22 protein-coding genes and 1 tRNA gene are annotated in these 22,565 nt (G+C 71.3%); 4 read left to right on the top strand and 19 right to left on the bottom strand.

The window, feature by feature from the left end; translation table 11 throughout:
- Positions 1 to 2: 2 nt before the first annotated feature.
- From B0I31_RS22405 to B0I31_RS22395, 3 genes are read left to right on the top strand one after another with little or no spacing between them, the layout of a single operon-like run.
- Positions 3 to 1,280, top strand: a complete 1,278-nt coding sequence (locus B0I31_RS22405; RefSeq protein ID WP_106617321.1) for a sensor histidine kinase — start codon at positions 3 to 5, stop codon at positions 1,278 to 1,280.
- The gene (locus B0I31_RS22400) at positions 1,232 to 1,879 is read left to right on the top strand and encodes a LuxR C-terminal-related transcriptional regulator (RefSeq protein ID WP_106617320.1); all 648 of its coding nucleotides are present in this window, start codon (positions 1,232 to 1,234) and stop codon (positions 1,877 to 1,879) included. Before B0I31_RS22405 ends, B0I31_RS22400 begins: the two co-directional genes overlap by 49 nt.
- Before the next feature lie 53 nt (positions 1,880 to 1,932).
- Positions 1,933 to 3,561 carry a DUF885 domain-containing protein gene (locus tag B0I31_RS22395; RefSeq protein ID WP_106617319.1) on the top strand — a complete coding sequence of 543 codons (1,629 nt, stop codon included), beginning with the start codon at positions 1,933 to 1,935 and terminating at the stop codon, positions 3,559 to 3,561.
- Positions 3,562 to 3,719: 158 nt separating this feature from the next.
- Here B0I31_RS22395 and B0I31_RS22390 read toward each other — a convergent pair.
- The 13 genes from B0I31_RS22390 to B0I31_RS22335 all read right to left on the bottom strand — a co-directional run bounded on the left by B0I31_RS22390 (position 3,720) and on the right by B0I31_RS22335 (position 14,306).
- Positions 3,720 to 3,793: transfer RNA gene (locus tag B0I31_RS22390), tRNA-Leu, on the bottom strand.
- A gap of 87 nt (positions 3,794 to 3,880) precedes the next feature.
- Positions 3,881 to 4,951 carry a SagB family peptide dehydrogenase gene (locus tag B0I31_RS22385; RefSeq protein WP_106617318.1) on the bottom strand — a complete coding sequence of 357 codons (1,071 nt, stop codon included), beginning with the start codon at positions 4,949 to 4,951 and terminating at the stop codon, positions 3,881 to 3,883.
- Complete coding sequence (locus B0I31_RS22380; protein WP_106617317.1) at positions 4,932 to 6,050, bottom strand: ATP-grasp domain-containing protein; 1,119 nt, start codon at positions 6,048 to 6,050, stop codon at positions 4,932 to 4,934. Before B0I31_RS22380 ends, B0I31_RS22385 begins: the two co-directional genes overlap by 20 nt.
- 3 nt (positions 6,051 to 6,053) lie before the next feature.
- The gene (locus B0I31_RS42635; RefSeq protein ID WP_267935188.1) at positions 6,054 to 6,176 is read right to left on the bottom strand and encodes a hypothetical protein; all 123 of its coding nucleotides are present in this window, start codon (positions 6,174 to 6,176) and stop codon (positions 6,054 to 6,056) included.
- Positions 6,177 to 6,371: 195 nt separating this feature from the next.
- The gene (locus B0I31_RS22375; RefSeq protein ID WP_106617316.1) at positions 6,372 to 7,697 is read right to left on the bottom strand and encodes an NAD(P)/FAD-dependent oxidoreductase; all 1,326 of its coding nucleotides are present in this window, start codon (positions 7,695 to 7,697) and stop codon (positions 6,372 to 6,374) included.
- A 170-nt stretch (positions 7,698 to 7,867) separates the two neighbouring features.
- Complete coding sequence (locus tag B0I31_RS40750; RefSeq protein ID WP_106617315.1) at positions 7,868 to 8,374, bottom strand: hypothetical protein; 507 nt, start codon at positions 8,372 to 8,374, stop codon at positions 7,868 to 7,870.
- A 79-nt stretch (positions 8,375 to 8,453) separates the two neighbouring features.
- Positions 8,454 to 9,848, bottom strand: a complete 1,395-nt coding sequence (locus B0I31_RS42630; RefSeq protein ID WP_106617314.1) for a DUF58 domain-containing protein — start codon at positions 9,846 to 9,848, stop codon at positions 8,454 to 8,456.
- The gene (locus B0I31_RS22360) at positions 9,845 to 10,816 is read right to left on the bottom strand and encodes an AAA family ATPase (RefSeq protein ID WP_245950240.1); all 972 of its coding nucleotides are present in this window, start codon (positions 10,814 to 10,816) and stop codon (positions 9,845 to 9,847) included. Before B0I31_RS22360 ends, B0I31_RS42630 begins: the two co-directional genes overlap by 4 nt.
- Complete coding sequence (locus tag B0I31_RS22355) at positions 10,813 to 11,280, bottom strand: hypothetical protein (RefSeq protein ID WP_106617313.1); 468 nt, start codon at positions 11,278 to 11,280, stop codon at positions 10,813 to 10,815. The genes B0I31_RS22360 and B0I31_RS22355 overlap by 4 nt, the downstream gene beginning before the upstream one ends.
- On the bottom strand, positions 11,277 to 11,936 hold the full coding sequence (locus B0I31_RS22350; RefSeq protein ID WP_106617312.1) for a DUF4129 domain-containing protein: 660 nt from the start codon (positions 11,934 to 11,936) through the stop codon (positions 11,277 to 11,279). Before B0I31_RS22350 ends, B0I31_RS22355 begins: the two co-directional genes overlap by 4 nt.
- Before the next feature lie 188 nt (positions 11,937 to 12,124).
- Positions 12,125 to 12,418, bottom strand: a complete 294-nt coding sequence (locus tag B0I31_RS22345; protein WP_106617311.1) for a hypothetical protein — start codon at positions 12,416 to 12,418, stop codon at positions 12,125 to 12,127.
- Positions 12,415 to 13,599, bottom strand: a complete 1,185-nt coding sequence (locus tag B0I31_RS22340) for a type IV toxin-antitoxin system AbiEi family antitoxin (RefSeq protein ID WP_146173906.1) — start codon at positions 13,597 to 13,599, stop codon at positions 12,415 to 12,417. Before B0I31_RS22340 ends, B0I31_RS22345 begins: the two co-directional genes overlap by 4 nt.
- Entirely contained in the window at positions 13,596 to 14,306 is a 711-nt protein-coding gene (locus B0I31_RS22335) for a uracil-DNA glycosylase (protein WP_106617309.1), read from the bottom strand. Before B0I31_RS22335 ends, B0I31_RS22340 begins: the two co-directional genes overlap by 4 nt.
- A 30-nt stretch (positions 14,307 to 14,336) precedes the next feature.
- On the opposite strand from B0I31_RS22335, the gene B0I31_RS22330 reads away from it, so the two are divergent.
- On the top strand, positions 14,337 to 15,818 hold the full coding sequence (locus B0I31_RS22330; RefSeq protein ID WP_106617308.1) for a S10 family peptidase: 1,482 nt from the start codon (positions 14,337 to 14,339) through the stop codon (positions 15,816 to 15,818).
- Between the two features lie 67 nt (positions 15,819 to 15,885).
- Here the strand turns inward: B0I31_RS22330 and B0I31_RS22325 are convergent, their stop codons facing one another.
- The 6 genes from B0I31_RS22325 to B0I31_RS22300 all read right to left on the bottom strand — a co-directional run bounded on the left by B0I31_RS22325 (position 15,886) and on the right by B0I31_RS22300 (position 22,484).
- Positions 15,886 to 16,881: an ABC transporter ATP-binding protein gene (locus B0I31_RS22325; RefSeq protein WP_106617543.1), complete on the bottom strand. Its 996-nt coding sequence runs from the start codon at positions 16,879 to 16,881 to the stop codon at positions 15,886 to 15,888.
- Positions 16,874 to 17,866: an ABC transporter ATP-binding protein gene (locus B0I31_RS22320; protein WP_106617307.1), complete on the bottom strand. Its 993-nt coding sequence runs from the start codon at positions 17,864 to 17,866 to the stop codon at positions 16,874 to 16,876. The genes B0I31_RS22325 and B0I31_RS22320 overlap by 8 nt, the downstream gene beginning before the upstream one ends.
- Positions 17,867 to 17,873: 7 nt before the next feature.
- Complete coding sequence (locus B0I31_RS22315) at positions 17,874 to 18,773, bottom strand: ABC transporter permease (protein WP_106617306.1); 900 nt, start codon at positions 18,771 to 18,773, stop codon at positions 17,874 to 17,876.
- Entirely contained in the window at positions 18,766 to 19,689 is a 924-nt protein-coding gene (locus B0I31_RS22310) for an ABC transporter permease (RefSeq protein ID WP_106617305.1), read from the bottom strand. The genes B0I31_RS22315 and B0I31_RS22310 overlap by 8 nt, the downstream gene beginning before the upstream one ends.
- A gap of 65 nt (positions 19,690 to 19,754) precedes the next feature.
- Positions 19,755 to 21,377: a peptide ABC transporter substrate-binding protein gene (locus B0I31_RS22305; RefSeq protein ID WP_106617304.1), complete on the bottom strand. Its 1,623-nt coding sequence runs from the start codon at positions 21,375 to 21,377 to the stop codon at positions 19,755 to 19,757.
- A 156-nt stretch (positions 21,378 to 21,533) separates the two neighbouring features.
- Positions 21,534 to 22,484: a Ppx/GppA phosphatase family protein gene (locus B0I31_RS22300; RefSeq protein ID WP_106617303.1), complete on the bottom strand. Its 951-nt coding sequence runs from the start codon at positions 22,482 to 22,484 to the stop codon at positions 21,534 to 21,536.
- Between the last annotated feature and the right edge of the window lie 81 nt (positions 22,485 to 22,565).

The raw sequence follows: 22,565 nt of genomic DNA, 5'->3' as shown, positions 1-22,565 counted from the left end.
CCATGACGGACCACGACCTGGTGCGCGGGGCACGCGTTCGGTTGACGCAGGCCGGATGGGGGCTGGTGCGGGCGCCGCTGTGCGTCGCGGGCCTGGTCCTGATCCCGTTGCAGCTCTACGCGTACCCGCTGATCCTGGTGACGATCGGCATACCGCTGCTGCTGCTGTTCACGGCGCTGGCCCGCCGCTACACCGGCTTCTTCCGCTGGTGGGCCTCGCAGGTGCTGGAGGAGGACATCCCGTCGCCGTACCGGCTGCCCGCCAACCGGGGCCCGATGACGAGGGTCCGGACCATCGCCACCGACCCGGCGACGTGGCGCGACCTGGCGTTCCTGCCGGTCAACGCGATCGTCGGGATCCTCTGCGGCGTGCTGCCGGCCGGGTTCTGGATCAACGGCGTGCTGGGGTTCGTGATGCCGCTGATCTGGCTCGACCACGGGCGCGTCGACTACGTCCTGCTCGACTACGACACGCCGGGCAACATGGTGTTCGCACCGCTGCTCGGCATCGGCTTCCTGGTGCTGGCCTGGTGGGCGACGCCCCGCGCCGCCCGGCTGCACGCCACGGTGGTCAAGTGGCTGCTCGCGCCCAGCGCCACCGCCGCCCTGACCGACCGGGTGCGGGTGCTGGCCGACTCGCGGGCCGACACGGTCGACGCGCAGGCCGCCGAGCTGCGCCGGATCGAACGGGACCTGCACGACGGCGCGCAGGCCAGGCTGGTCGCGCTCGGGCTGAGCCTGGGCATGGCCGAGGAGCTGCTGGCCCGTGACCCGCGGGCGGCGCGGGAGCTGCTGGCCGAAGCACGCCAGTCGTCCACCCAGGCGTTGGCCGAGCTGCGGGACCTGGTGCGCGGCATCCACCCGCCGGTGCTGGCCGACCGCGGGCTGGACGGCGCGCTGCGCGCGTTGGCGCTGGCGCACCCGCTGCCGGTGGAGGTGGACCTCGAGCTGGCGGGCCGGCCGGAGGCGCCGGTCGAGTCGGCGGCCTACTTCGCGGTCGCCGAGACGTTGACGAACGTGGCCAAGCACAGCGGCGCGACCGGCGCGTGGGTCCGGGTCCGGTACGAGGACGGCCTGCTGTCGCTGATGATCGGCGACGACGGGCGCGGCGGCGCGGCGGCGACCGAGCAGGGCGGGTTGCGCGGGATCGAGCGCCGGCTGGCCGCGTTCGACGGCACACTCGGGATCGCGAGCCCGGTCGGCGGGCCGACCATCGTGACCATGGAGCTGCCGTGCGAGTTGTCCTCGGTGAAGACCTCGTCCTCCTCCGGGACGGCCTGATCCGGCTGCTGGAGGCCTACGACTTCGACGTGGTGGAGGCGGTCGACTCCGGTCCCGCCCTCCTCAAGGCACTGGTCGACCACCGCCCGGACGTGGCGGTGGTCGACGTGCGCCTGCCGCCGACGTTCACCGACGAGGGCCTGCGTGCCGCGATCGGGGCGCGCAAGCAGGTACCGGGCCTGCCGATCCTGGTGCTCTCCCAGTACGTGGAACAGCTGTACGCGCGCGAACTGCTGTCCGACCGCGGTGGCGCGGTCGGTTACCTGCTCAAGGACCGGGTGTCGGACGTCAAGCAGTTCGTGGCCGCCATTCGCCGGGTCGCCGCGGGCGGTACCGCGATGGATCCCGAGGTCATCACCCAACTGCTCGCCCGCGGCGCCCGGGACCGGCCGCTGGCCACGTTGACGCCGCGCGAGCGGGAAGTGCTGTCGCTGATGGCGGAGGGCCGTTCCAACGGCGCGATCGCGGCGCGGCTGTTCGTCACCGAGAAAGCCGTCGGCAAACACATCGCGAACATCTTCGGCAAGTTGGACCTGCCGTTGTCCGAGGACGACAACCGGCGGGTGCTCGCCGTGCTCGCCTATTTGGACCGGGTGTAAATCGTTTCTTAGCCTAAGTACCATCTTGGTTCACCACGACCAAGGGGGTGCGCATGGGCACGACGGCGGAGTTGGCCGACGAACTGCTCGACCTGATGTTCACGCAGGCGCCGTTGGGCGCGACCGTCTACGGCGTGCCCGGCTACGACCACCTGCTCGCCGACCACCGGCTGGAGACCGAGCAGGCGGCGCGGGCACGGGCGGTGGACATCGCCGACCGGGCGCGCTCCCTGCCCGAGGACGACGACCCGGTGACGCGTGCGGTGGTCGTCCAGCAGGCCGAGGCGTTGGTGGACCAGATCGACGCGCTGGGCGTCGAGTACACGATCACCGACTCGTTCTTCGCGCCCGCGGCCGAGCTGCTGTCGGTCATGCCGACGACGGTGCTGCCCGACCCGGAGTCGGAGCGGGCGTACCTGGACCGGCTCGCCGCGATCCCCGACTTCTTGCGCCGGATCGCCGACCGGCACCTCGCGGGCGCCGCGGCGGGCCGCACGCCGGTGCAGCACCTGGTGGACGCCGCCGTGGCGCACGTGGACCGCTACCTGGCCGCCGACGCCGACCCGCTGGCCCGGCCGGCGGGCGGCGAGGCGTTCGAGGCCGAGCGGGAGCGCCTGCTGGCCGACGTGGTGCGGCCCGCGTTCGCCGCCTACCGGGACGTGATCGCGGGCATCGGGGGCCGCCCGACCGACCAGGTGGGCCTGAGCCGGCTGCCCGGCGGTGAGGCGATGTACGCGGCGCTGGCCCGGGTCCAGACCACGACCGACCGCACGCCCGAGGAGCTGCACCGGACCGGCCTGGACGTGATCGCGGGCCTGGCGCGGGAGTACGCCGAGGTGGGCAGGCGGGTGTTCGGCACGTCGGACGTGGCCGAGGTGCTGGAGCGGATGCGCACCGACCCGGCCCTGCGCTGGACCAGCGAGGACGAGCTGATCACCGCCGCGCGCGAGGCCGTGACCAGGGCGGAGCAGGCCGCGCCGCGCTGGTTCGGCCGGGTGCCCGAGCAGCGCTGCCAGGTCGAGCCGGTGCCTGCGGCGGACGCGCCGGGCGCTCCGATCGCCTACTATTCGCCGCCGTCGCCGGACGGGCTGCGGGCCGGCATCTACTACGCGAACACCTACCGGGTGCAGGAGCGGTTCCGCTACCAGGCCGAGGCGATCGCGTTCCACGAGGCCGTGCCCGGGCACCACTTCCAGATCACGCTGGCGCAGCAGCTCACCGAGCTGCCGGTGCTGCGCCGGATCGCGCACGTGACCGCGTACCTGGAGGGCTGGGGCCTCTACACCGAGCGGCTGGCCGACGAGATGGGCCTGTACTCCGACGACGTGGCGCGGCTCGGGATGCTGGCGATGGACTCGATGCGCGCCGGGCGGCTCGTGGTGGACACCGGGCTGCACGCGCACGGGTGGAGCCGCGAGCGGGCGGTCGGGTACCTGCTGGCGAACACGCCGCTGGCGCTGGTCGAGATCGAGAACGAGGTCGACCGGTACCTCGCCGCGCCCGGCCAGGCGCTGGCCTACATGGTGGGCCGGTTGGAGATCCAGCGGATCCGGGCGGCGGCCGAGGAGTCGTTGGGTGACCGGTTCGACATCCGCGAGTTCCACGACGTGCTGCTGGGCGGCGGGCCGCTGCCGTTGGCGGTGCTGGACCAGGTCGTCGCGGAATGGGTGCGCACCCGCTGAACTTCACTCGTCACCCGATCGGGCGCCACGAGTGGCGGGGGTCCGATCGGGTGACCCCGGTGGTGACCGGCGCGAACCGGTACCACTCGACGCGACCGGCACGGCGCAGCGCTTTGTGTTCACCCGGCAGATGGGTGAAGTCAATCCGGCGCCGAACGTGCCCCCGACGGGATTCGAACCCGTACTGTGACTCTTTTAAGGAGCCTGCCTCTACCGGTTGGGCTACGGGGGCAGCGGGGAGCCTAAGCGGTTACCGAGCGTTCGTGGGGCCGGTTCACAAGAAGTCCCCCGCACGGCTCAATGAGATCCGCTATTGCGCTCATTCGGGTAATGGACCCAAGGCGCTCAGACCGAGTACGACTTCGTGATAAGCGTCACAGCCGAGTGCTTGTTCGACCAGCTCATCCCGCAATGCTGCGGTGAAGCCGATACCAAAACCCATTGCCGTAGCAACCAGATAAGCCGTTTGGGACAGATGTCCTACGTCCATTTGCACAACACGGTAAGCACGTGACGTGTCGTAACGCCATCTAGTCCGTTCGAGTACGCCGGTGTACGCGAGGACCAACGGCGCCTGCCCGACCCAGTCCTGGTCACCCGCCGCGGCGGTCATCTCGGCAGGTCCCCACGTCACCCCGATGGGTTCCAGCGCGTGCGCGAGCCCGTCGTAGTGGTACCAGCCGGGTTCCAGCGCCTCGACTCCCCGGACGTGGGCGTACAGCTCGACCGGGTGCCGACCGCCGCCGGACGGGCTGGTCTTGAACACCGTGCCGGACCGCCCGATCCGCGACCGCACCGGCGACGGACCGCCCAGCACGGCCAGCAGCTCGGCGACCTTCGTCAGCGGCAGGGGTCCCGGACCGAACTCGCGGGTCGTGCGGCGGGCCAGCAGCACGTCCAGCAGGCCCGCCGAGGACCACTTCGAGGTGCCGTCCAGGCGCGGCAGCAGCACGGCGGTGCGCCCGAGGCTGCGGAACGGCGCCGGCGGCGGCTCCTCGGTCAGCTTGGCGTCCAGCACCGCGTCGTGCTCCTCCGAGCCCTGGTACGGCGCGTCGGCGAGCGTGCGGCTGGCGAAGTGGAAGTGCCGGGCCGATGGGCCCCAATCGCGCCACGCGGCGAGCAGCCGTCGTTCCCGCTCGTGCTCGGGCGAGCCCTCCACGATCAGCACACCGGCTTCGACCAGCTCGTCCAGCACCTTGCGCAGCGCCGCCCGGTCACCCTCGGCCAGCGGGGCGAGCAGCTCGTCCACGTCGGTGAACTCGGTGAACTTGCGGCACAGCAGCTCGGCGGTCTCGCTGATGGCGAACTGCCGGTGGTGGAGGTAGTCGTCCCACACCACGGCGCCGTCCGAGTAGAACAGCGTCGCGTGCTCAGCGACCTTTGCCCGCACCCAGAAGCTCCTTGAAGCGCGTCGCCACCCACTCGTGCACGGCGTCGGACACCCGCGAGTCCTGGGCCCGGTGCTCGAACCACCGCCAGTCGCAGTTGACGTTGACCTCCAGGAACACGTGGTCGCCGCCGGAGACCAGCAGGTCGAACGCGGCCACCTGCAGCCGCCAGTGCCTGGCCAGCGCGAGCAGCCGGTCGGTGAGCGAGGTCGGCACGTCGACGGGCGTGACGCAGACCGCCTCGGGGTCGACCCACAGCTGCGCCGGGTCCAGCTTGTCGACCTGGAAGGCCAGGCACCGCTCGCCGACCACGAACACCCGCAGCTCGGTGTCGGAGGGCACGTACTCCTGCACGATCACCGGCGCGGACTCGGGCACGTCACCGGACCGGCTGGTCTCCAGCGGGCGCGGGAACAGGCCGTGCTGCATGCCGGGGCGCGGTTCGAGCAGGTGGCGGCCGGAGGTCTTGACGATGCACCGACCGCCGCCGGGCCTGGTGCGGCCGGGTCGGGTGGTGACCGTGGTGCGGGGCACCTTCAGGCCGAACGCGGAGGCGTCGGCGAGCTGGGTGAGCCGGTTGAGGTGCGAGGTGTTGCGGCTGGGGTTGACGTGCGCCCAGTCGCCCCGGCTGGACAGCCAGTCGGCGACCGCGCCCCACTGGTCCACGGCGTACGCGCCGGCCAGCGTGCCGGGTTCGAGGGGCAGGGCGGTCAGCTCGAAGTGCCTGCGCCACACCAGCAGCGGGCGCAGCAGCCAGCGGTCGAGTTCCAGCAGCGGCTGGTCGGTGTAGACGGTCAGCGGCAGGTCGACGGAGCGGTCGGCGTCGATGCGGGCCATCCGGATGCCGCGTTCGGCGAGCGCGATGGAGAGCTCGTTCATCTCCATGTCGGCGGCCCGGGCGAGGACCAGCACGCACGGCACGGGACTGCCGTCGCCCTCGTCCACCATGCCGAGGCGGTGCACCTGCTCCTGGAAGTCCAGGCACTTGGGTTGCGACCGGAAGAGGTAGTCCTGGCCTTGGAGCAACAGCGGGGGCGGTTTCGCCGGTCTGGCGGCCTCGGGTGGGGGAACGGTCTCGTTCCCCCACCCGGAGACGGTCATGACTCAGTCGTCTTTCTTGCTGCAAAAACGCTTTTCGGCGGTGGCGTACTCCGCGGAGTACTCCGCCAGCGCACGATCCTCGATCTCACCGCGGCGAAGCTGTGCGGCCAGCTCCTCAAGGGACATCGCGGTCACCTCTCTCCCCACTGATGCATCACACATTCAGGCGATACACCAGCTGTATTCTCGGGTTCACGTTACGCAATGTCAAGGCGACAGGCGGCGCGTTAGCCCGGATGGGGGCTCAAGATCGAGGACTGAGCCGGACGGCCCCACGCCTGCCACACCCGAACGGCGCAGCGTGCGCGGGGCCGTTCGCGATCAGCTCTTGGTGGCCCGGTCGAACTCGGCCTTCGGCTCGTGGATCTGGCCCAGCGCGACGACCTCGCGGCCCGAGAACAGCGCCTGCGTCCAGTCCACGAACACCCGGAACTTGCGGTTGACCGTGGGCATGAACATGACGTGGTAGCTGCGGTGCATGAACCAGGCGACGACGCCCTTGAACCGCAGGCCGAACACGTCGGCCACGCCCTTGTACAGGCCCAGGCCGGCGACCGAGCCCAGGTACTTGTGCTCGTAGTCCTTGGGCTGCTTGCCGCGCAGCGAGGCCACGATGTTCTTGGCCAGCAGCTTGGACTGGCGGATGGCGTGCTGCGCGTTGGGCACGCAGGTCGCCGTGGGGTCCTCCTCGGTGCGCGAGAGGTCCGGCACGGCCGAGCAGTCGCCCGCGGCCCAGACCCCCGGCAGGCCCACGACCTGCATCGCCGCCGTGCAGCGGACCCGGCCGCGCTCGTCGAGCGGCAGGTCGGTGTTGCGCAGCATCGGGTTGGCCTTCATGCCCGCGGTCCAGATGATGGTGTCCGAGTCGAACTCGGTGCCGTCGTCCAGGACGACGTGGCCGCCCTCCATGCTCTTGACGCGCGTGTCGAGGTAGCACTTGATGCCGCGCTTCTCGAGCTGCTCGACGGTGTAGACGCCGAGCCGGGCGCTCACCTCGGGCATGATCCGGCCGGTGGCCTCGACCAGCACCCAGTGCATGTCCGACTGCTTGAGGCCCTCGTAGTAGCGCAGCGCGTAGCGGGCCATGTCCTCCAGCTCCGCCAGCGTCTCGATGCCCGCGAAGCCGCCGCCGATGACCACGAAGCTCAGCAAGCGCTTGCGCAGCTCCGGGTCGTTCGTGCTGGCGGCCTGGTCGAGCCGCGACAGCACGTGGTTGCGCAGGTAGATGGCCTCGCCGATGGTCTTCATGCCGATGCCGACCTCGGGCAGGCCCGGGATGGGCAGCGTGCGCGAGATGGCGCCGAGCGCCGAGACGAGCACGTCGTACTCGTACTCCTCGACATGGCCGTCGGCGAGCTCGACCGTGACGGCCTTGCGCTCGTGCTCGATGCGGGTGGCGCGGCCGGTGACGACGTGGCAGCGCTTGAGGACCTTGCGCAGCGGCACGACGACGTGGCGCGGCTCGATGGAACCGGCCGCCGCCTCGGGGAGGAACGGCTGGTAGGTCATGTGCGGCTGGGGGTCGATCACCGTGACGGACGCCTCGCCGGAACGCAGCTTCTTCTGCAATCCCAGCGCGGTGTACATGCCGACGTACCCACCGCCGACAATCACGATCCGTGTGGGTTGCGACTTCACAGCAGCCATACACACATGGTCGCACCGCGCGGGCCGTTCCGGCGCATCGAGCGGGCCCGTTGTGACCACAGTCGCCGGGTGATTGCGGACACGCCGCCCCTGACCAGCGCGGCTCGGTGAACGTGCTGAGAGGAACGATCCAGATGCTCAGCTCGCGCTGAGCCCGGAGGGGGTGTTCCTCAGCCTTTGCGGCGCATCAGCAGGACCGCTCCGACCACCAGCCCCACGGCGCACACGAGCCCGACCACCTCGACCGCCTCGTCCGTTCGGCCGCCCGGCACCAGGAGGACCACGATCGCGAAGGCGAGCACGGAGAGTTGCACAACGGCGAACCTCTTCGCCGGTGCCTTTAGTGCATCCAGGTGAACGCGTGACCCGATCGGGAGGATCGCCGCATAAGCGGACAAAACGTGCAACAGGTGCAGCAGGACGACCAGCACGAGCACACCCGGCCACGACGGCTCGTCACCGGTGAACACCATCGCCGCCGCCGGGTACCCGATGATCAACGCGACCGCGGCCGACGCCGGGATCGCCACCGCCGCCACCACCAGGGCCCCGTACAGCGCGAGCGCGGGCCACTCGACCCCGTTGACCGCGAGCACCGCCGCCACCCCGGCCGCGGCCACCCCGACCGCCGCCCGCAACACCCACGCCGGCAACCCGGCTCCCAGCTCGACCCTCACCGCTCCCCCGCCTCCGCGCGTGTCCTGCGTTCGGAACGCGCATGTCCTGCGTTCAGGACCCCCGAGTTGAACGTTCGCGTCATCGGGACACCCGGCGGGCGGTGCGGGCGGCACGCAGGACCCCCGCGATCGGCGCGCCCCACGGCAGCACGGCCACACCGTGCTGCCGCATCGCCTCCAGCCTCACGTCGTGCTCCAACCGGATCACCTTCAGCGCGCTCTCGCCCCACGGCGTCTCCGGATCGGCCCGCAACGGCGACGGCAGCACGTCCACCGCCAGCACGACGTTGCCCCGCCGCGCCGCGTGCACGGCCAGCTCCACCACCTCGGCGTCCAGGAACGGCGACAGCACCACCACCAGCGCACCGTGCGGCACCTGCTCGGGCCGCAGCACGGGCCGCTGCGCCCACCCCGCCGACCGCGCGCACACCACGAGCTGGTTGCGCAGCCGCAGCAGCTGCCGCCGCCCCGCGCCCGCCCGGGCACCCAGCTGCGGCCGGCCGAGGTCCACCAGACCCACCCGGTCACCCTGCCGCAGGTACCCCGCCGCCAACGACGCCGCCGCCCGCACGGCCAGGTCGAGGCTGCCACCGGGCCGGACGGTCGTGCCGCGCGACGTCAACGACCACTCGCCGAGCGACCGGCCGGGCGTGCGGCCCGCCGCGGCCCGCCCCGGAGACGCCCAGTCACCCAGCTCCGCGCCGACGTCGTGCCGCGTGTCCAACGCCAGCACCACGTCCGCGTCCGCCTCCGCGTGGTGCTCGCGGACGTGCAGGTTCGTGCCCTCCGCGCCCGCGGCCGCCGCCCGCAACGACACCCGCCAGTCGATCCGCCGCAGCTTGTCACCCGGCTGGAACGCCCGGATGTCGCGCAGCTCCACCGAGTCACCCGGCCGCCGCGCCCGGTGCGCGCCGACCAGCCCCACGGCCCGCGCGGGCAGCAACCCGGCGGGCAGCGCCTCGACGGGCGGCAGGATCACCCGGCCGCGCTCGGGCGCCGTCACCGGACCGTGCACGAACAACGCGTCCGGCCCCGCCACCAGGTGGTCCGGCCTCAGGTCGACACCCTCGCCCCACGCGTCACGCCGCAGCACGACCTCGATCTCGCGCGCCGTGCCGGTCACCAGGTGCACCGGCCCGATGCCCTCGCCGACGCCCGGCAGCCGGATCGCCAGCACCTCGGCGCCCAGGCCCGGCTCGACCTCCACCACCGACTTGGCCGCACCGATCTCGCCGGTCCGCGGCAGCCCGCGCACCCGGACCTGCGGTGTCCCCAGCACCGGCGTGACCAGCGCCAACAGCGTCGAGAGCAGCAACGGCGCGCCGAACAGCACCAGCTCCACCTCGTGCAGCAGGCCGCCGAGCACCACCATCCCGACACCCAGCACCAAGCCGCGCACCAACGCGTCGGTCGGGTGCCAGTGCGCGCCGCGCCCGCTGGTGAACGCCTCGCGCAGCCGCTGTGCTCGATTCACGGGCGTGCGCTCGCGGGGCCCGCCACCCGGCCCAGCAGCTCGGTCACGACTTCCACGCCGGTGACGCCGGACGTCCACGTCTCCGGGCGCAGCGTGAGCCGGTGCGCCAACGCGGGCACGGCGCACTCCTTGATGTCCTCGGGCAGCACGAAGTCCCGCCCGTCCAGCACCGCCAACGCCCGTCCGACCAGCACCAACGCCTGCGCGCCCCGGGGTGACGCGCCGACCTCTACCGCACCGTGCGCGCGGGTCGCGGACGCCAGGTCGACGCAGTACCGCAGTACGTCGTCGTCCACCGCCACCTGCTCCACGCCGTGCTGCAGCGCACGCAGCCTGGTCGTGTCCAGCACGGGCTCGACCTCGGTCTCCTCGCGCTGCCGGGTGAGCCTGCGGCGCAGCACCTCGACCTCCTCGGCGGGCGGCGGGTAGCCGATGTCCAGCCGCAGCAGGAACCGGTCCAGCTGCGCCTCCGGCAGCGGGTACGTGCCCTCGTACTCCACCGGGTTCGCGGTCGCCAGCACGTGGAACGGCCGCGGCAGGCCGAACGTGCGGCCCTCGACCGTGACCTGGCGTTCCTGCATGGCCTCCAGCAGCGCGGACTGCGTCTTCGGCGGGGTGCGGTTGATCTCGTCGGCCAGCAGCAGGCCGGTGAACAGCGGACCCTCGCGGAAGGTGAACTCGCGGTCGCCGGGGTTGTAGAGGAACGAGCCGGTGACGTCGGCGGGCAGCAGGTCGGGCGTGCACTGCAGGCGCTTGAAGTCCAGCTTCAACGCCTGCGCCAGCGACCGCGCCATCAGCGTCTTGCCCAGGCCGGGCACGTCCTCCAGCAGCACGTGCCCGCCCGCGAGGATCGCCGCCAGCGCCAGCCGCAACGACCGCTCCCGGCCGACGACGACGGTGCCGACCGCGGCCAGCACCGCCTTGGCCTCGGCCGCGATCGTCTCGACGCCCACATCGTCGGTGGTCACAGGTTCTCCAAGAGGTCGGCGAGCTTCGACGGCTCGGGCAGCGGCGCTTTCGGGTCGGTGAGCAGGCGGTGCAGGTCGTCGCCGAGCACTTCCCGGGCTCTCGGGTGGTGGATGTCGTGCAGCCCGTGTTGTTGCCGCAGCCGTGCCTCGGCGAGCCTGCGCAGCCGGGGCTGGACGCGGTTGACGAACCGGTCCTGGTCGACGGCGGCCTCGGCGAGGCGGCTCGCCAGCGTGCTGGCCTGCACGGACGTGGCGGTGGAGACGTGCGCGGGTGCGGGCGCCCACAGGATGTCGGTGGCGCGCGGCAGCCGTGCGACGAGCAGGGCCAACGCGCCCACAGGCAGGCTCAGCGCCACCGCCCACAGCCACGGCGCGCCGACGCGGGCCAGCACCAGCGCGGTGCCCGCGGCGACCGCGACGGCCAGCGCCACCGCCCGTCCCAGTCCGCCGACGATCGGGGTCACCGCAGGTCCCGCACGATGTGCTCCAACGCCTCGGTGGCGGTGCGGGCGTCCGCCGGGGTGACCTCGGCCGTGCCGAACCGGGCCCGCTGGTAGACGCGCTTGAGCGTGCCGGCGGCGTGCTCGTCCACCCGGTAGCGGCGCAGCAGGTCGCCGGTGAACTCGGTGGCCGTCTGGTGTTCCTCGCGGGGCACGCCGCTGTCCGCCGCGGCCCGTTCGAGGGTGAGCCAGGCGGCGATCACCGCGTCACCGGGCGGGCCGTCGCCGTGGCCGCGCAGCTGGTCGAGGGCTTCGGCGGCACGGCGGAGGAGGATCGGCGGCGGCTTCGCGTGGTCTTCGGGCAGGTCGGGCGCGTCGACCGCGGTACCGACCCCCCGCCTGCGCCGCCGCCGGAACACGCCGAGCGAGACCAACAGCGACACCACCCCGACCACGGCCACCGCGATCAGCACGATCAGGAAGACCAGCAACGACCCGGCCGCCGCCGAGCCACCCACCTCCGTGTCCAGCGGCGGCAGCGACTGGGAGGTGGACGGGGCAACCTCGTCCTCACCAACCGGCCGCTCCTGGTAGCGCACCGGCGACGTCCCCCGCGCCGCGAGCGCGATGAGGGCGAGCGCCGACCCCACCGCGAGGACGAGCGCGAGCCGGGGCTTCATGCACCCAGGATGCCTGGCGGCCCGGTGCGACGCGGTCGGATTGCCCATAACGCCACCGGCTGCCCGAGGGGGGTTCCGGCAGGTGGCCGACTTCGTGCCGGCCGACGCCCCCGGCGTGAACGCCTTACGGAACGTGGATGCCCGCCGCGACACCGGCGAGCGAAGGACTTCCCTGAGCGTCAACGGGGTCAGTTCGCCGGTGAACGTGTTCTGCCTGCTCGCCCCGGTGTCGCGCGGTCGAGTTCCCGGAGCAGGTCGTCGACCAGTGCCACCATCGACATCTTGATCTCGTCGGGATCGCCGAAGCCCGACTCGGCGTCGGCCGCGTCGGTCGTGGTCGGCGCGGTGACGAAATCGGCGTCACCCGCGTGGAGGTAGACAGCCTGCGCGCCGACGAGCACCACCGCGTCCCGGTGGGCACCGAGTCCGTCGAGGGCATCCAACGACACCGAACGAGCCTTGACGTACTCCTGCGGGATCACGACACCCAACCTCGATCACCGGCACCGAGCACAGCCATCAACTGCTCGGCCTCTTCGCTCGACCGGCCAGGCCCGGTCAGGAGGTCTGCCACCACTTGCGCGGGTGGGGCGAAAGCGATCCCGTCGACGATCGTCGCCTTCGTGTACACCACCTCGTCGTACGGCCGCAGGACCAGGACGTTCGCGCCCCGGTCGACCGCTCTCAGGCGCAACTGCTCGATCAATCCGATCGGGTCCTCGGCGTACAGGCTCAACGACACGAGTGGCGATACCGGCGTCACGCCGTCCGGGAGGTACGCGCGCACAGCGGCTGAGCCGGTCACGGCGATACGCGTGTCCGCCTTCGACAGCGCCTGCAGCGCGTGGTTCAGCCCGCGCGGGTCCAGCGTGGTCACGACCTCGTTCGAGGTCATGACGTGGTAGTCCTGCACCCAGCGCTCGATCAGGGCCCGTTTGCGGACAACGGTGACCGAGCCGTGCTCTTCGCGGTCGATGACGGCTTCCCGGTCGAGCAGGTCGAGGACCCTCGCGCTGGTCGCGGCACCGACCTGTGCTCGTTCGGCGAGGTCGCGCACCCCCATGGGGAGCAGCGTCTCGCACAGCTCCAGGAGTACTTTCGCGGCGGCCGGCCCGCGCAGTGACTTGAGCAACCGATCCGCCGGGTCACGCAGCACGCTCCGATCCGCACCAACGCGATCGAGGAACACCGCCGGCCGGTCCAGCCTGAGGCGGAAGTTGCCGGTGGTGTCGAACCAACCCAGGCCGTGCACGTCCAGCTGAGCGCGGGTCGTGGGGGAGACGAACGGGACGGCCAGCAACGCCCCGCCGATCGCCCGGCCCTCCGACCCCTCCGTGTTGGCGTACAGGTGCAACTGCTCGGCCAGCGAAGCGACGTCACGCGGCACCACGGCCGCCTTGCACTCGATCAGCACACCGACCTTCGCGCCGTCTGGTGCGGTGATCGTGGCCACTCCATCCGGCCGGTAACCGCGGCGTGAGCCACCCGACGGCAAGTCGCGATCGACGGAGATCGACCACGTCCGGGGCAGCGTCGAGAGCAGGGCTTGCTCAACGAGCGACAGCAGTTGCACCGTTGGGGCCGTTCCGCGTTTCACCTGGTTCCGTGACACATGGAACATGTTAGTTTGCGGAACACGGTGGAACTGCCACAACAGGGTCACTCGATGGTGGCCAATCCGGCCGCGGTGGCGGCGGCGCGGAGGACGTGTTGGAGCATCGGCTGGGTCAGCTTGCCGGTGAACGTGTTCTGCTGGCTCACGTGGTAGCAGCCGAACAGGTGCAGAGGGGCGCCGCCGTCCTGCGCGGGCAGTTCCACGTGCGCGCCGTGGCCGAAGGCGGGGCGGGGGCGGGGGACCTGCCAGCACGCGGCCAGTACCGGGAGGGCGGCCTGCCAGCCGAACGCGCCCAGCACGAGCACCGCGCGCAAGGTCGGCCGCAGCAGTTCCAGCTCGCGGATCAGCCACGGGCGGCAGTTGTCGCGTTCCTCCGGGGTCGGCTTGTTCTCCGGCGGCGCGCACTTCACCGGTGCCGTGATGCGGGTGCCGATCAGCTCCAGGCCGTCACCGACGTGCGTGGCCGTAGGCTGGGTCGCCAGGCCCACCGCGTGCATCGCCGCGTACAGGAAGTCGCCCGAACGGTCGCCGGTGAACATGCGGCCGGTGCGGTTGGCGCCGTGCGCGGCCGGCGCCAGGCCGATGATCGCCAGCGACGCGTCCGCCGGCCCGAAGCCGGGCACCGGACGCCCCCAGTACTCCTGGTCGCGGAACGCCGCCCGCTTGACCCGCGCGACCTCCTCGCGCCACGCCACCAGCCGCGGGCAGGCCCGGCAACTGGTAACCCGTTCGTCAAGAGCGGAAAGCGGGAGCACTGACGACGACTCCGATCGTAGAGTTCGACCATGACCGACAAGAACGGCGACGAGCAGGCCGGCAAGGACAACGGCGACGAGCAGGACCTCCCGGTCGACGACCTCGTCACCACCCAGCACAGCATCACCGTCAAGCGGCGCAAGCTGAACTACACCACGACCACCGGTCGGGTGGTGCTGCGCCAGGAGGTGCTGACCGAGGGCAAGTTCGACGGGCACCTGCCGAAGGCCGAGGTCTTCGTCACCGCGTACACGTTGGACGGCGCGGACCCGGCGAAGCGGCCGGTGACGTTCGCGTTCAACGGCGGTCCCGGCTCGTCCAGCGTGTGGCTGCACCTGGGCCTGCTCGGACCGCGCCGGGTCGTCTCCGGTGACGTCGGCGCGCTCACGCCACCGCCGTACGACCTGGTCGACAACGCCGAGACGCTGCTCACGCACAGTGACCTGGTGTTCATCGACCCCGTGTCGACGGGCTACTCGCGGGCGGTGAAGGGCGAGAAGCCCGGCCAGTACCACGGTTTCCAGGGCGACCTGGAGTCGGTCGGCGAGGTGATCCGGCTGTGGACCTCGCGCAACGGGCGGTGGATGTCGCCGAAGTTCCTGGCCGGCGAGTCGTACGGGACCACGCGCGCCGCCGGGCTGGCCGACTACCTGCAGTCGCGGTACGGCATGTACCTCAACGGGCTGATGCTGATCTCGTCCGTGCTGGACTTCGCGACGCTGGACTTCAGCGAGGGCAACGACCTGCCGCACACGCTGTTCCTGCCGACGTACGCGGCGATCGCGCACTACCACGGGCTGCACGGCGACCGGTCGCTGGAGGACGTGCTGGCCGACGCGGAGGACTTCGCGTCCCGCGACTACCCGTGGGCGCTGGCGCGCGGCAACCGGCTGTCCACTGAGGAGCGTGCGGCGGCGGTGGCGCGGCTGGCCGGGCTGACCGGGCTCGGCGAGGACTACGTGGACCGGGTGAACCTGCGGATCGAGCACGTGCGGTTCTTCACCGAGCTGCTGCGCTCCGAGCGCAAGGTCGTCGGCCGGCTGGACTCGCGGTTCACCGGCGCGGACGCGGACTACGGCCGCGAGCACTTCAGCGAGGACCCGTCGTACTCGGCGATCCTCGGCCCGTACACGGCGGCGTTGAACCACTACGTGCGGGCGGAGCTGGAGTACGAGAACGACCTGCCGTACGAGATCCTGACGATGAACGTGCGGCCTTGGTCGTACAAGGAGTTCGAGGGCACTCACGTGACGGTGGCGAACAAGCTGTCGTCGGCGATGCGCGCGAACCCGCACCTGAAGGTGCACATCGCCTACGGCTACCTGGACGGCGCGACGCCGTACTACGCGGCCGAGCACGTGGTGGCGCACCTGCAGATCCCGGACGAGCTGCACGCCAACATCGAAGCCGCGTACTACCCGGCGGGGCACATGATGTACGTGCACGAACCGAGCCGGTTGCAGCAGTCGAAAGACCTCGCGGCATTTGTGGAATCGGCCTCGAACCGCTGAGCCGCGTGGGACGGATGTGGGACACGAGGGTCCCGGTGCACGCGTTGCCGCCGGGACCTTCGCCGCATCACGGCACGACGTGACGTTCCTCGGCGAAGTGGCAGGCGCTCGGGTGGTTGCCGACGCGGGTCACCAGGGCGGGTTCGTCGGTGGCGCACACGTCCCGCGCCTTCCAGCACCTCGTGCGGAACCGGCAGCCGGAGGGCGGGTCCACCGGTGACGGCACGTCCCCGGTCAGGCGGATCACGTCGCGGCGTCCCCGCAGGGCCGGGTCCGCCACCGGCACGGCGGACAGCAGCGCCTGCGTGTACGGGTGCGTGGGGTGCCGGTAGATCTCCTCCTCCGTGCCGATCTCGACGATCTTGCCGAGGTACATCACGGCCACCCGGTCGGACAGGTGCCGCACCACCGACAGGTCGTGCGCGATGAAGATGTAGGCCAGCCCGAACTCACCTTGCAGCTCGGCCAGCAGGTTCATCACCTGCGCCTGGATCGACACGTCCAACGCGGACACCGGCTCGTCGCACACGATCACCTTGGGCCGCAACGCCAACGCCCGCGCGATCCCGATCCGCTGCCGCTGCCCGCCGGAGAACTGGTGCGGGTACCGGTTGAGGTGCTCCGGGTTCAGCCCGACGACGTCCAGCAGCTCGCGCACCCGCCCGGCCCGCGACCCGCGCGGCGCGACCTCCGGGTGGATCTCGAACGGCTCGCCGACGATGTCGCCCACGGTCATCCGCGGGTTCAGCGACGTGTACGGGTCCTGCAGCACGATCTGCATGTCGCGCCGCCACCGCCGCAACGCCGCGCCGCGCAAGGAGAACATCGGCTCGCCCTCGAACAGCGCCGTCCCCGACGTCGGCGGCTCCAGCCGCATCAGCACCTGGGCCAACGTCGACTTGCCGCACCCCGACTCGCCGACCACACCCAGCGTCTCCCCCGCCCGCAACGAGAACGACACGCCGTCCACCGCGCGCACGTGCCCCACGGTCCGCCGGAACGCCACCCCGCGCGTCACCGGGAAGTGCTTCACCAGGTCGCGCACCTCCAACAGCTCAGCCACCGACGCCCCCTCCACCGACGACACCCTCCGCGAAGTGGCACGCGCTGGTCCGCCCGAGCCCCAGCCGCACGTCCGGCGGCACGTGCGTCACGCACACGCCCTGCGCCCGCGGGCACCGGGGGTGGAACGGGCAGCCGGGCGGGATGCGCAGCAGGCTGGGCGGCAGCCCGCGGATCGTCTCCAGCGCGGTGCCCTTCGAGTCCAACCGCGGCAGCGAGCGCATCAGCGCCGCCGTGTACGGGTGGCCGGGCGCGCGGAACAGCGACACCGCGTCGGCCTGCTCCACGATCCGCCCCGCGTACATCACCACGATCCGGTCGGCCACCTCGGCGACCACCCCGAGGTCGTGCGTGATCAGGACCAGCCCCATCCGCCGCTCGCGCTGGATCTCCGCGAGCAGGTCCATGATCTGCGCCTGCACGGTCACGTCCAGCGCCGTCGTCGGCTCGTCCGCGATCAGCACCTCGGGGTCGAGCGCCAACGCCATCGCGATCATCGCCCGCTGCCGCATCCCGCCGGAGAACTGGTGCGGGTACTCGCGGACCCGTTGCCGGGCCGCCGGTATCCGCACCAGGTCCAGCAGCTCGACCGCGCGCGCCCGCGCCTGCGCCCGGCTCATCCCGCGCCGCAGCCGCAGCTGCTCCTCGATCTGGAACCCGACCGTGAACACGGGGTTCAGCGCCGACAGCGCGTCCTGGAAGATCATCGCCACGCCCTCGGCGCGGACCGCGCGCCGCCGTTCGGGCGACGCCGTCAGCAGCTCCTCGCCGTGGAACCGCACCGAACCCCGCGTCACGTGCGCGGGCGGCGTGTCCAGGATCCCCATGATCGCCTGCGCGGTGACGCTCTTGCCCGACCCGGACTCGCCGAGCACGGCCAGCGTCTCCCCCGCCGACACGTGGTAGCTCACGCCGTTGAGCACGCGCGCCACCCCGTCCCGGGTGCGGAACTCCACGTGCAGGTCCTCGACCTCCAGCACGGTCACCCCTTCCTCAGCGGAGCTTCGGGTCGAGGGCCTCGCGCACCGCGTCGCCCAGCATCACGAACGCCAGCACGGTCGCGGTCAGGAAGCCCGCCGGGAACAGCAGCGCGTGCGGCGCGACGCGCAGGTAGTCCTTGGCGCTGTTGATCATCACGCCCCAGGACACGACCGGCTGCCGCAGCCCGATCCCGAGGTAGGACAGGGTCGCCTCGGCGCCGATGAACGCACCCAGCGCGATCGTCGAGTAGACGAGCACGGGCGCGACGCAGTTGGGCAGCATGTGCTTGCCGATGATCCGCCCCGACGACGCGCCCAGCGCCCGCGCCGCCTTCACGTAGTCCTGCTGCTTGGCCGCGATCGCGGTGGACCGCATGATCCGCATCGCCACCGGCCACGACAGCACCGAGATCGACAGCACCACCTGCGCCACGATCCGCACCGGCCCCGCGTCACCGCCCGCGTTCAACGTGGTCAGGATGACGATCGCGCCCAGCACGAACGGCACGCCCACGAACACGTCCGCGATCCGCGACACCACCGCGTCCAGCCACCCGCCGTAGAACCCGGCCAGCATCCCGATCGTGGCCCCGACCAGCACCACGCCCGCCGTGGCCAGCAGCCCGACCACGATCGACGCCCGTGCGCCGTGGACGACCCGCGTGTAGATGTCGTAGCCCTGGTTGTCGTACCCGAACCAGGCGGCCGACGACGGCGCGCCCCGCGACCGGGACAGGTCCGCCGCGTTCGGGTCGCCGGAGGAGAACAGCCCCGGGAACGCCGCCATCAGCAGCACGAGCAGGATCAACGACACCGAGACCCAGAACAGCGGTCGGCGCCGCAACGCGTGCCAGGCGTCCCCGAACAGCCCGCGCGGCCGTTCGGCGACGAGTGCGGCCACTTGGTCAGTCATAGCGGATCCTCGGGTCCAAGACCGCGTAGAGCAGGTCCACCAGCAAGGTCATCAGCAGGTACACCAGGACCAGCACGGTGACCACGCCGGTCACCATCGCGCCGTCCTTGGTCAGGATCGAGCGGAACACCAGGCCTCCGACACCGGGCACGTTGAAGATGCCCTCGGTGACGATCGCGCCGCCCAGGAACGCGCCCAGGTCGGTGCCCAGGAACGTGATCACCGGGATCAGCGAGTTGCGCAGCAGGTGCACGCCCACGATCCGCCGCGTCGGCAGTCCCTTGGCCAACGCCGTGCGCACGTAGTCCGCCCGGCGGTTCTCCGCGATGCTCGCGCGCGACAGCCGGGCGACGTAGGCCATCGACAGGCTGGCCAGCACGAACCCGGGCACGACCAGGTTGCCGAACGTCGGCGAGGTGACCGTCGGCGCGATCCACCCGAGCTGCAGCCCGAACACCAGCTGCACCACGTACCCGGTGACGAACACCGGGATGGAGATCAGGAACAGCGTCGACACCAGCACCAGGCTGTCCAGGAACCCGCGGTTGCGCAGGCCGGACACGACGCCCGCGGTGATGCCGATGACGGCCTCGACCAGCAGCGCCACCAGCGCCAGCTTCAACGTCACCGGGAACGCCGCGGCGATCCGGTCCACCACCTGCACGCCGGACGACGTGACGCCGAAGTCGCCCTGGACCAGGTTCACCAGGTACTTCCAGTACTGCAGCAGCAGCGGGTCGTCCAGGTTGAACCGCTCCCGCATCATCGCCACGTACGAGGCGGGGCAGTCGCGTTCACCGCACTTGCCCTCGAACGGGTCGCCCGGTACCGCCCACACCAGCACGTAGATCAGGAACGTGGTGCCCACGAACACCGGCACCATCTGCAGCAACCTGCGCAGCACGTACTGCCCCAACTCCGCACTCCCCTCGGTCGGGGCCGGCCCGGGGATCGCCCGGACCGGCCCGAAGTGCCGCGGTACTAGGCCACTTCCACCGTGTAGAGGTCGAGCACGCGGAACGGGTCGAGGTTGGCCACCTTCAGCCGGTCGGACCGGCCGCCGATGGTGTTCTGCGTCCACAGCGGGACGGACGGCAGGTCGTTGGCCAACATGCGCTCGGCTTCGAGGTACAGCTCGATCGCCTCGTCCTCGCTGGTCGCCCGGTCGGCCTCGGCGAGCTTCGCGTCGAACGCCGGGTTGGAGTACAGCCCGTCGTTGGACGACGCGCCGGTGCGGAAGATCGGCGTGAGCCAGTTCTCGATCGACGGGTAGTCGGCGACCCAGCCGGCCCGGTACATGCCGGTCATCTCGTGCGCGTTCACCTTCTGCCGGAACTCGCCGAAGCTGGTCGACGGCACGAACCGGGCCTCCACGCCGAGGGTGTTCTTGATGCTGTTGACCACCGCCTCGGCCCACTCCTGGTGCCCGCCGTCGGTGTTGGAGAGCAGCACGATCTCCCCGGTGTAGCCGGACTTGGCCAGCGCCTCCTTGGCCTTCTCCGGGTTGTACGTGCAGTACTCGCCGCACTGGCCCGGCCGGTAGCCCTTCATCAGCGGGTGCACCCAGCCGTCCGCGGGCTTGCGGGTGCCCTCGAAGATCCGCTCGGTGATCTCGTCGCGGTTGATCGCCATGGAGATCGCGCGCCGCAGGTCCACGTTGTCGTAGGGCTCGAGGTAGAACGGGAACGCGATGGTCTGGTTGTTCAGCGTCTCGCGCTGGACGACGCGGTCGCCGAGGTCGGTCTCGTACTGCCTGCCCGCCAGCGCGTTGGGCGGCAGTTCCTCCATGAAGTCCAGGTTGTTCGCCACCAAATCGGCGTAGGCCGACTCACGGCTCTGGTAGACCTTCAGCGTCAGGTCTTTGAACTTCGGCTTGTCGTTGCCCTTGTAGTCGTCGTTGCGGGTCAGCTTGATGTCGGTGCCGACCGTGCGCGAGACGTACTTGAACGGGCCGTTGCCGATCGGGTTGGCCTCGAAGGCGGCGCGGTCGGCGAAGAACGCCTCGGGCAGCGGGGAGAAGACCTCGTAGCCGATGGTCACCGGGAACACGGCGAACGGCTCGGACAGCGTGATGGTGAACGTGTGGTCGTCCACGACTTCGAGGCCGGACAGGGTCTCGGCGGTCGGCGCGGGCGGTTCCTGGGGGCCGTCGGCGCCATCGGGGTCCTTCGGGTGGACCGCGTCGAAGCCTTCGATCTGGGAGAAGAAGCTGGCGCCCTGGGTGGCGTTGGGCCCGTAGGCGGTCCAGTTCCAGGCGTCCACGAAGCTCTTCGCGGTGACCGGCGTGCCGTCGTGGAACAGCCAGTCCTTCTTGATCGTGACGGTGAAGACCTTGGAGTCGGTCGTCTCGATCGACTCGGCCATGGCGTTGACCGGCTGCGCGTCCTGCGCGCGGTACTCGACCAGGCCGGTGAACAGGGGGTCGAGGACGCGGCTGCCGCCGACCTCGGTGGTGTTGCCCGGGACGAGCGGGTTCTCCGGCTCGGTGTTGAAGATCGTGATGCCGGCGTCGGTGTCGGAGCCGGTCGGGGTGTCCGCCGAGCCGCAGGCGGTGGCCGCCAAGGCGACCGCCACGGCTGCGGGGACTAATCGTGCACGGGACATGGGTCCTCCCACCTGATCGGGCGTGACCGAGCAGAGTCGACCGCTTTCACAGCGTGAGAGTGAACCTAGGGGCCGCGTGACGGAGGCCACACGGGTGAGGGCGTTACGACCTGGTCACGATCAATCCCAGTTGACAGGAATCGACCGTTGCGGCCCTCAGACCAGCGCGAACGCGATGCCGTCGAGGATGTCGTGCTCGCTGGCCACGAGTTCGGTGACGCCCTGGGTCTCCAGGTGGTCGGCCAGCGTGCGGACGACCAGCGCGCCGCCGCAGATCACGTCCACCCGGCCGGGGTGCATCGGGCCGAGGGCCGCGCGCTCGTCGTGACCCATGGTGAGCAGCTTGGCGGTGACCTCGCGGATCCGGTCCAGGCTCAGGCGGGCGAGGTGGATCTCCCGCGGGTCGTAGCGCGGCAGTTCCTCGGCCAGGGCGACGAGCGTCGTGACGGTGCCGGCCACGCCGATCCACGTCTTGGCGCCGGCGGTCGGCACGGCCGCGAACGCCTCGGCGAGGACGTCCCGGGTGACGCGGACGGCCTGCTCGACCTGCGCCTCGGTCGGCGGGTCGTCGCGCAGGCAGCGCTCGGTGAGCCGCACGCAGCCGATGTCGACCGACCGGGCGGCCTCCACCTCGCCGTGCACGCCGTCCCACGTGCCCAGGACCAATTCCGTCGACCCACCGCCGATGTCGGAGACGAGGAACGGGCCCTCGTCGGCGTCCAGGTCGGACACGGCACCGGTGAACGAGAGGCGGGCTTCCTCGTCACCGGTGATGACCTCGGCCTCGACGCCGAGCACCTCGCGGGTCATGTCGAAGAAGGCGGCCTTGTTGGCGGCGTCCCGGGTGGCGGAGGTGGCGACCATGCGGACGCGCTCGGTTCCCTTGCGGCGCAAGATGTCCGTGTAGTCGACGAGGGCGGCACGGGTGCGCGCGATGGCGTCGGGGTGCAGCTCACCGGTGGCGTCGACGCCCTGGCCGAGCCGGACGACCCTCATCTCCCGGTGCACGTCCCGCAACCACCGCTCCCCACCGTCCGAAGTGGTCACGTCGGCCACCAGCAGGCGGATCGAGTTGGTCCCGCAGTCGATCGCGGCCACGCGCGCCATACCCGACGTCCTTCCGCTGGTGAGTGGTGCTCACCGCAGGGTAGTGGTGCCGGGGCCGGTGGCCGGACTCCGGTGGGGAGT

The organism is Saccharothrix carnea, from assembly GCF_003014735.1.
Classification (GTDB): Bacteria; Actinomycetota; Actinomycetes; order Mycobacteriales; family Pseudonocardiaceae; genus Actinosynnema; species Actinosynnema carneum.
This window is presented reverse-complemented; position numbering and strand designations above follow the sequence as displayed.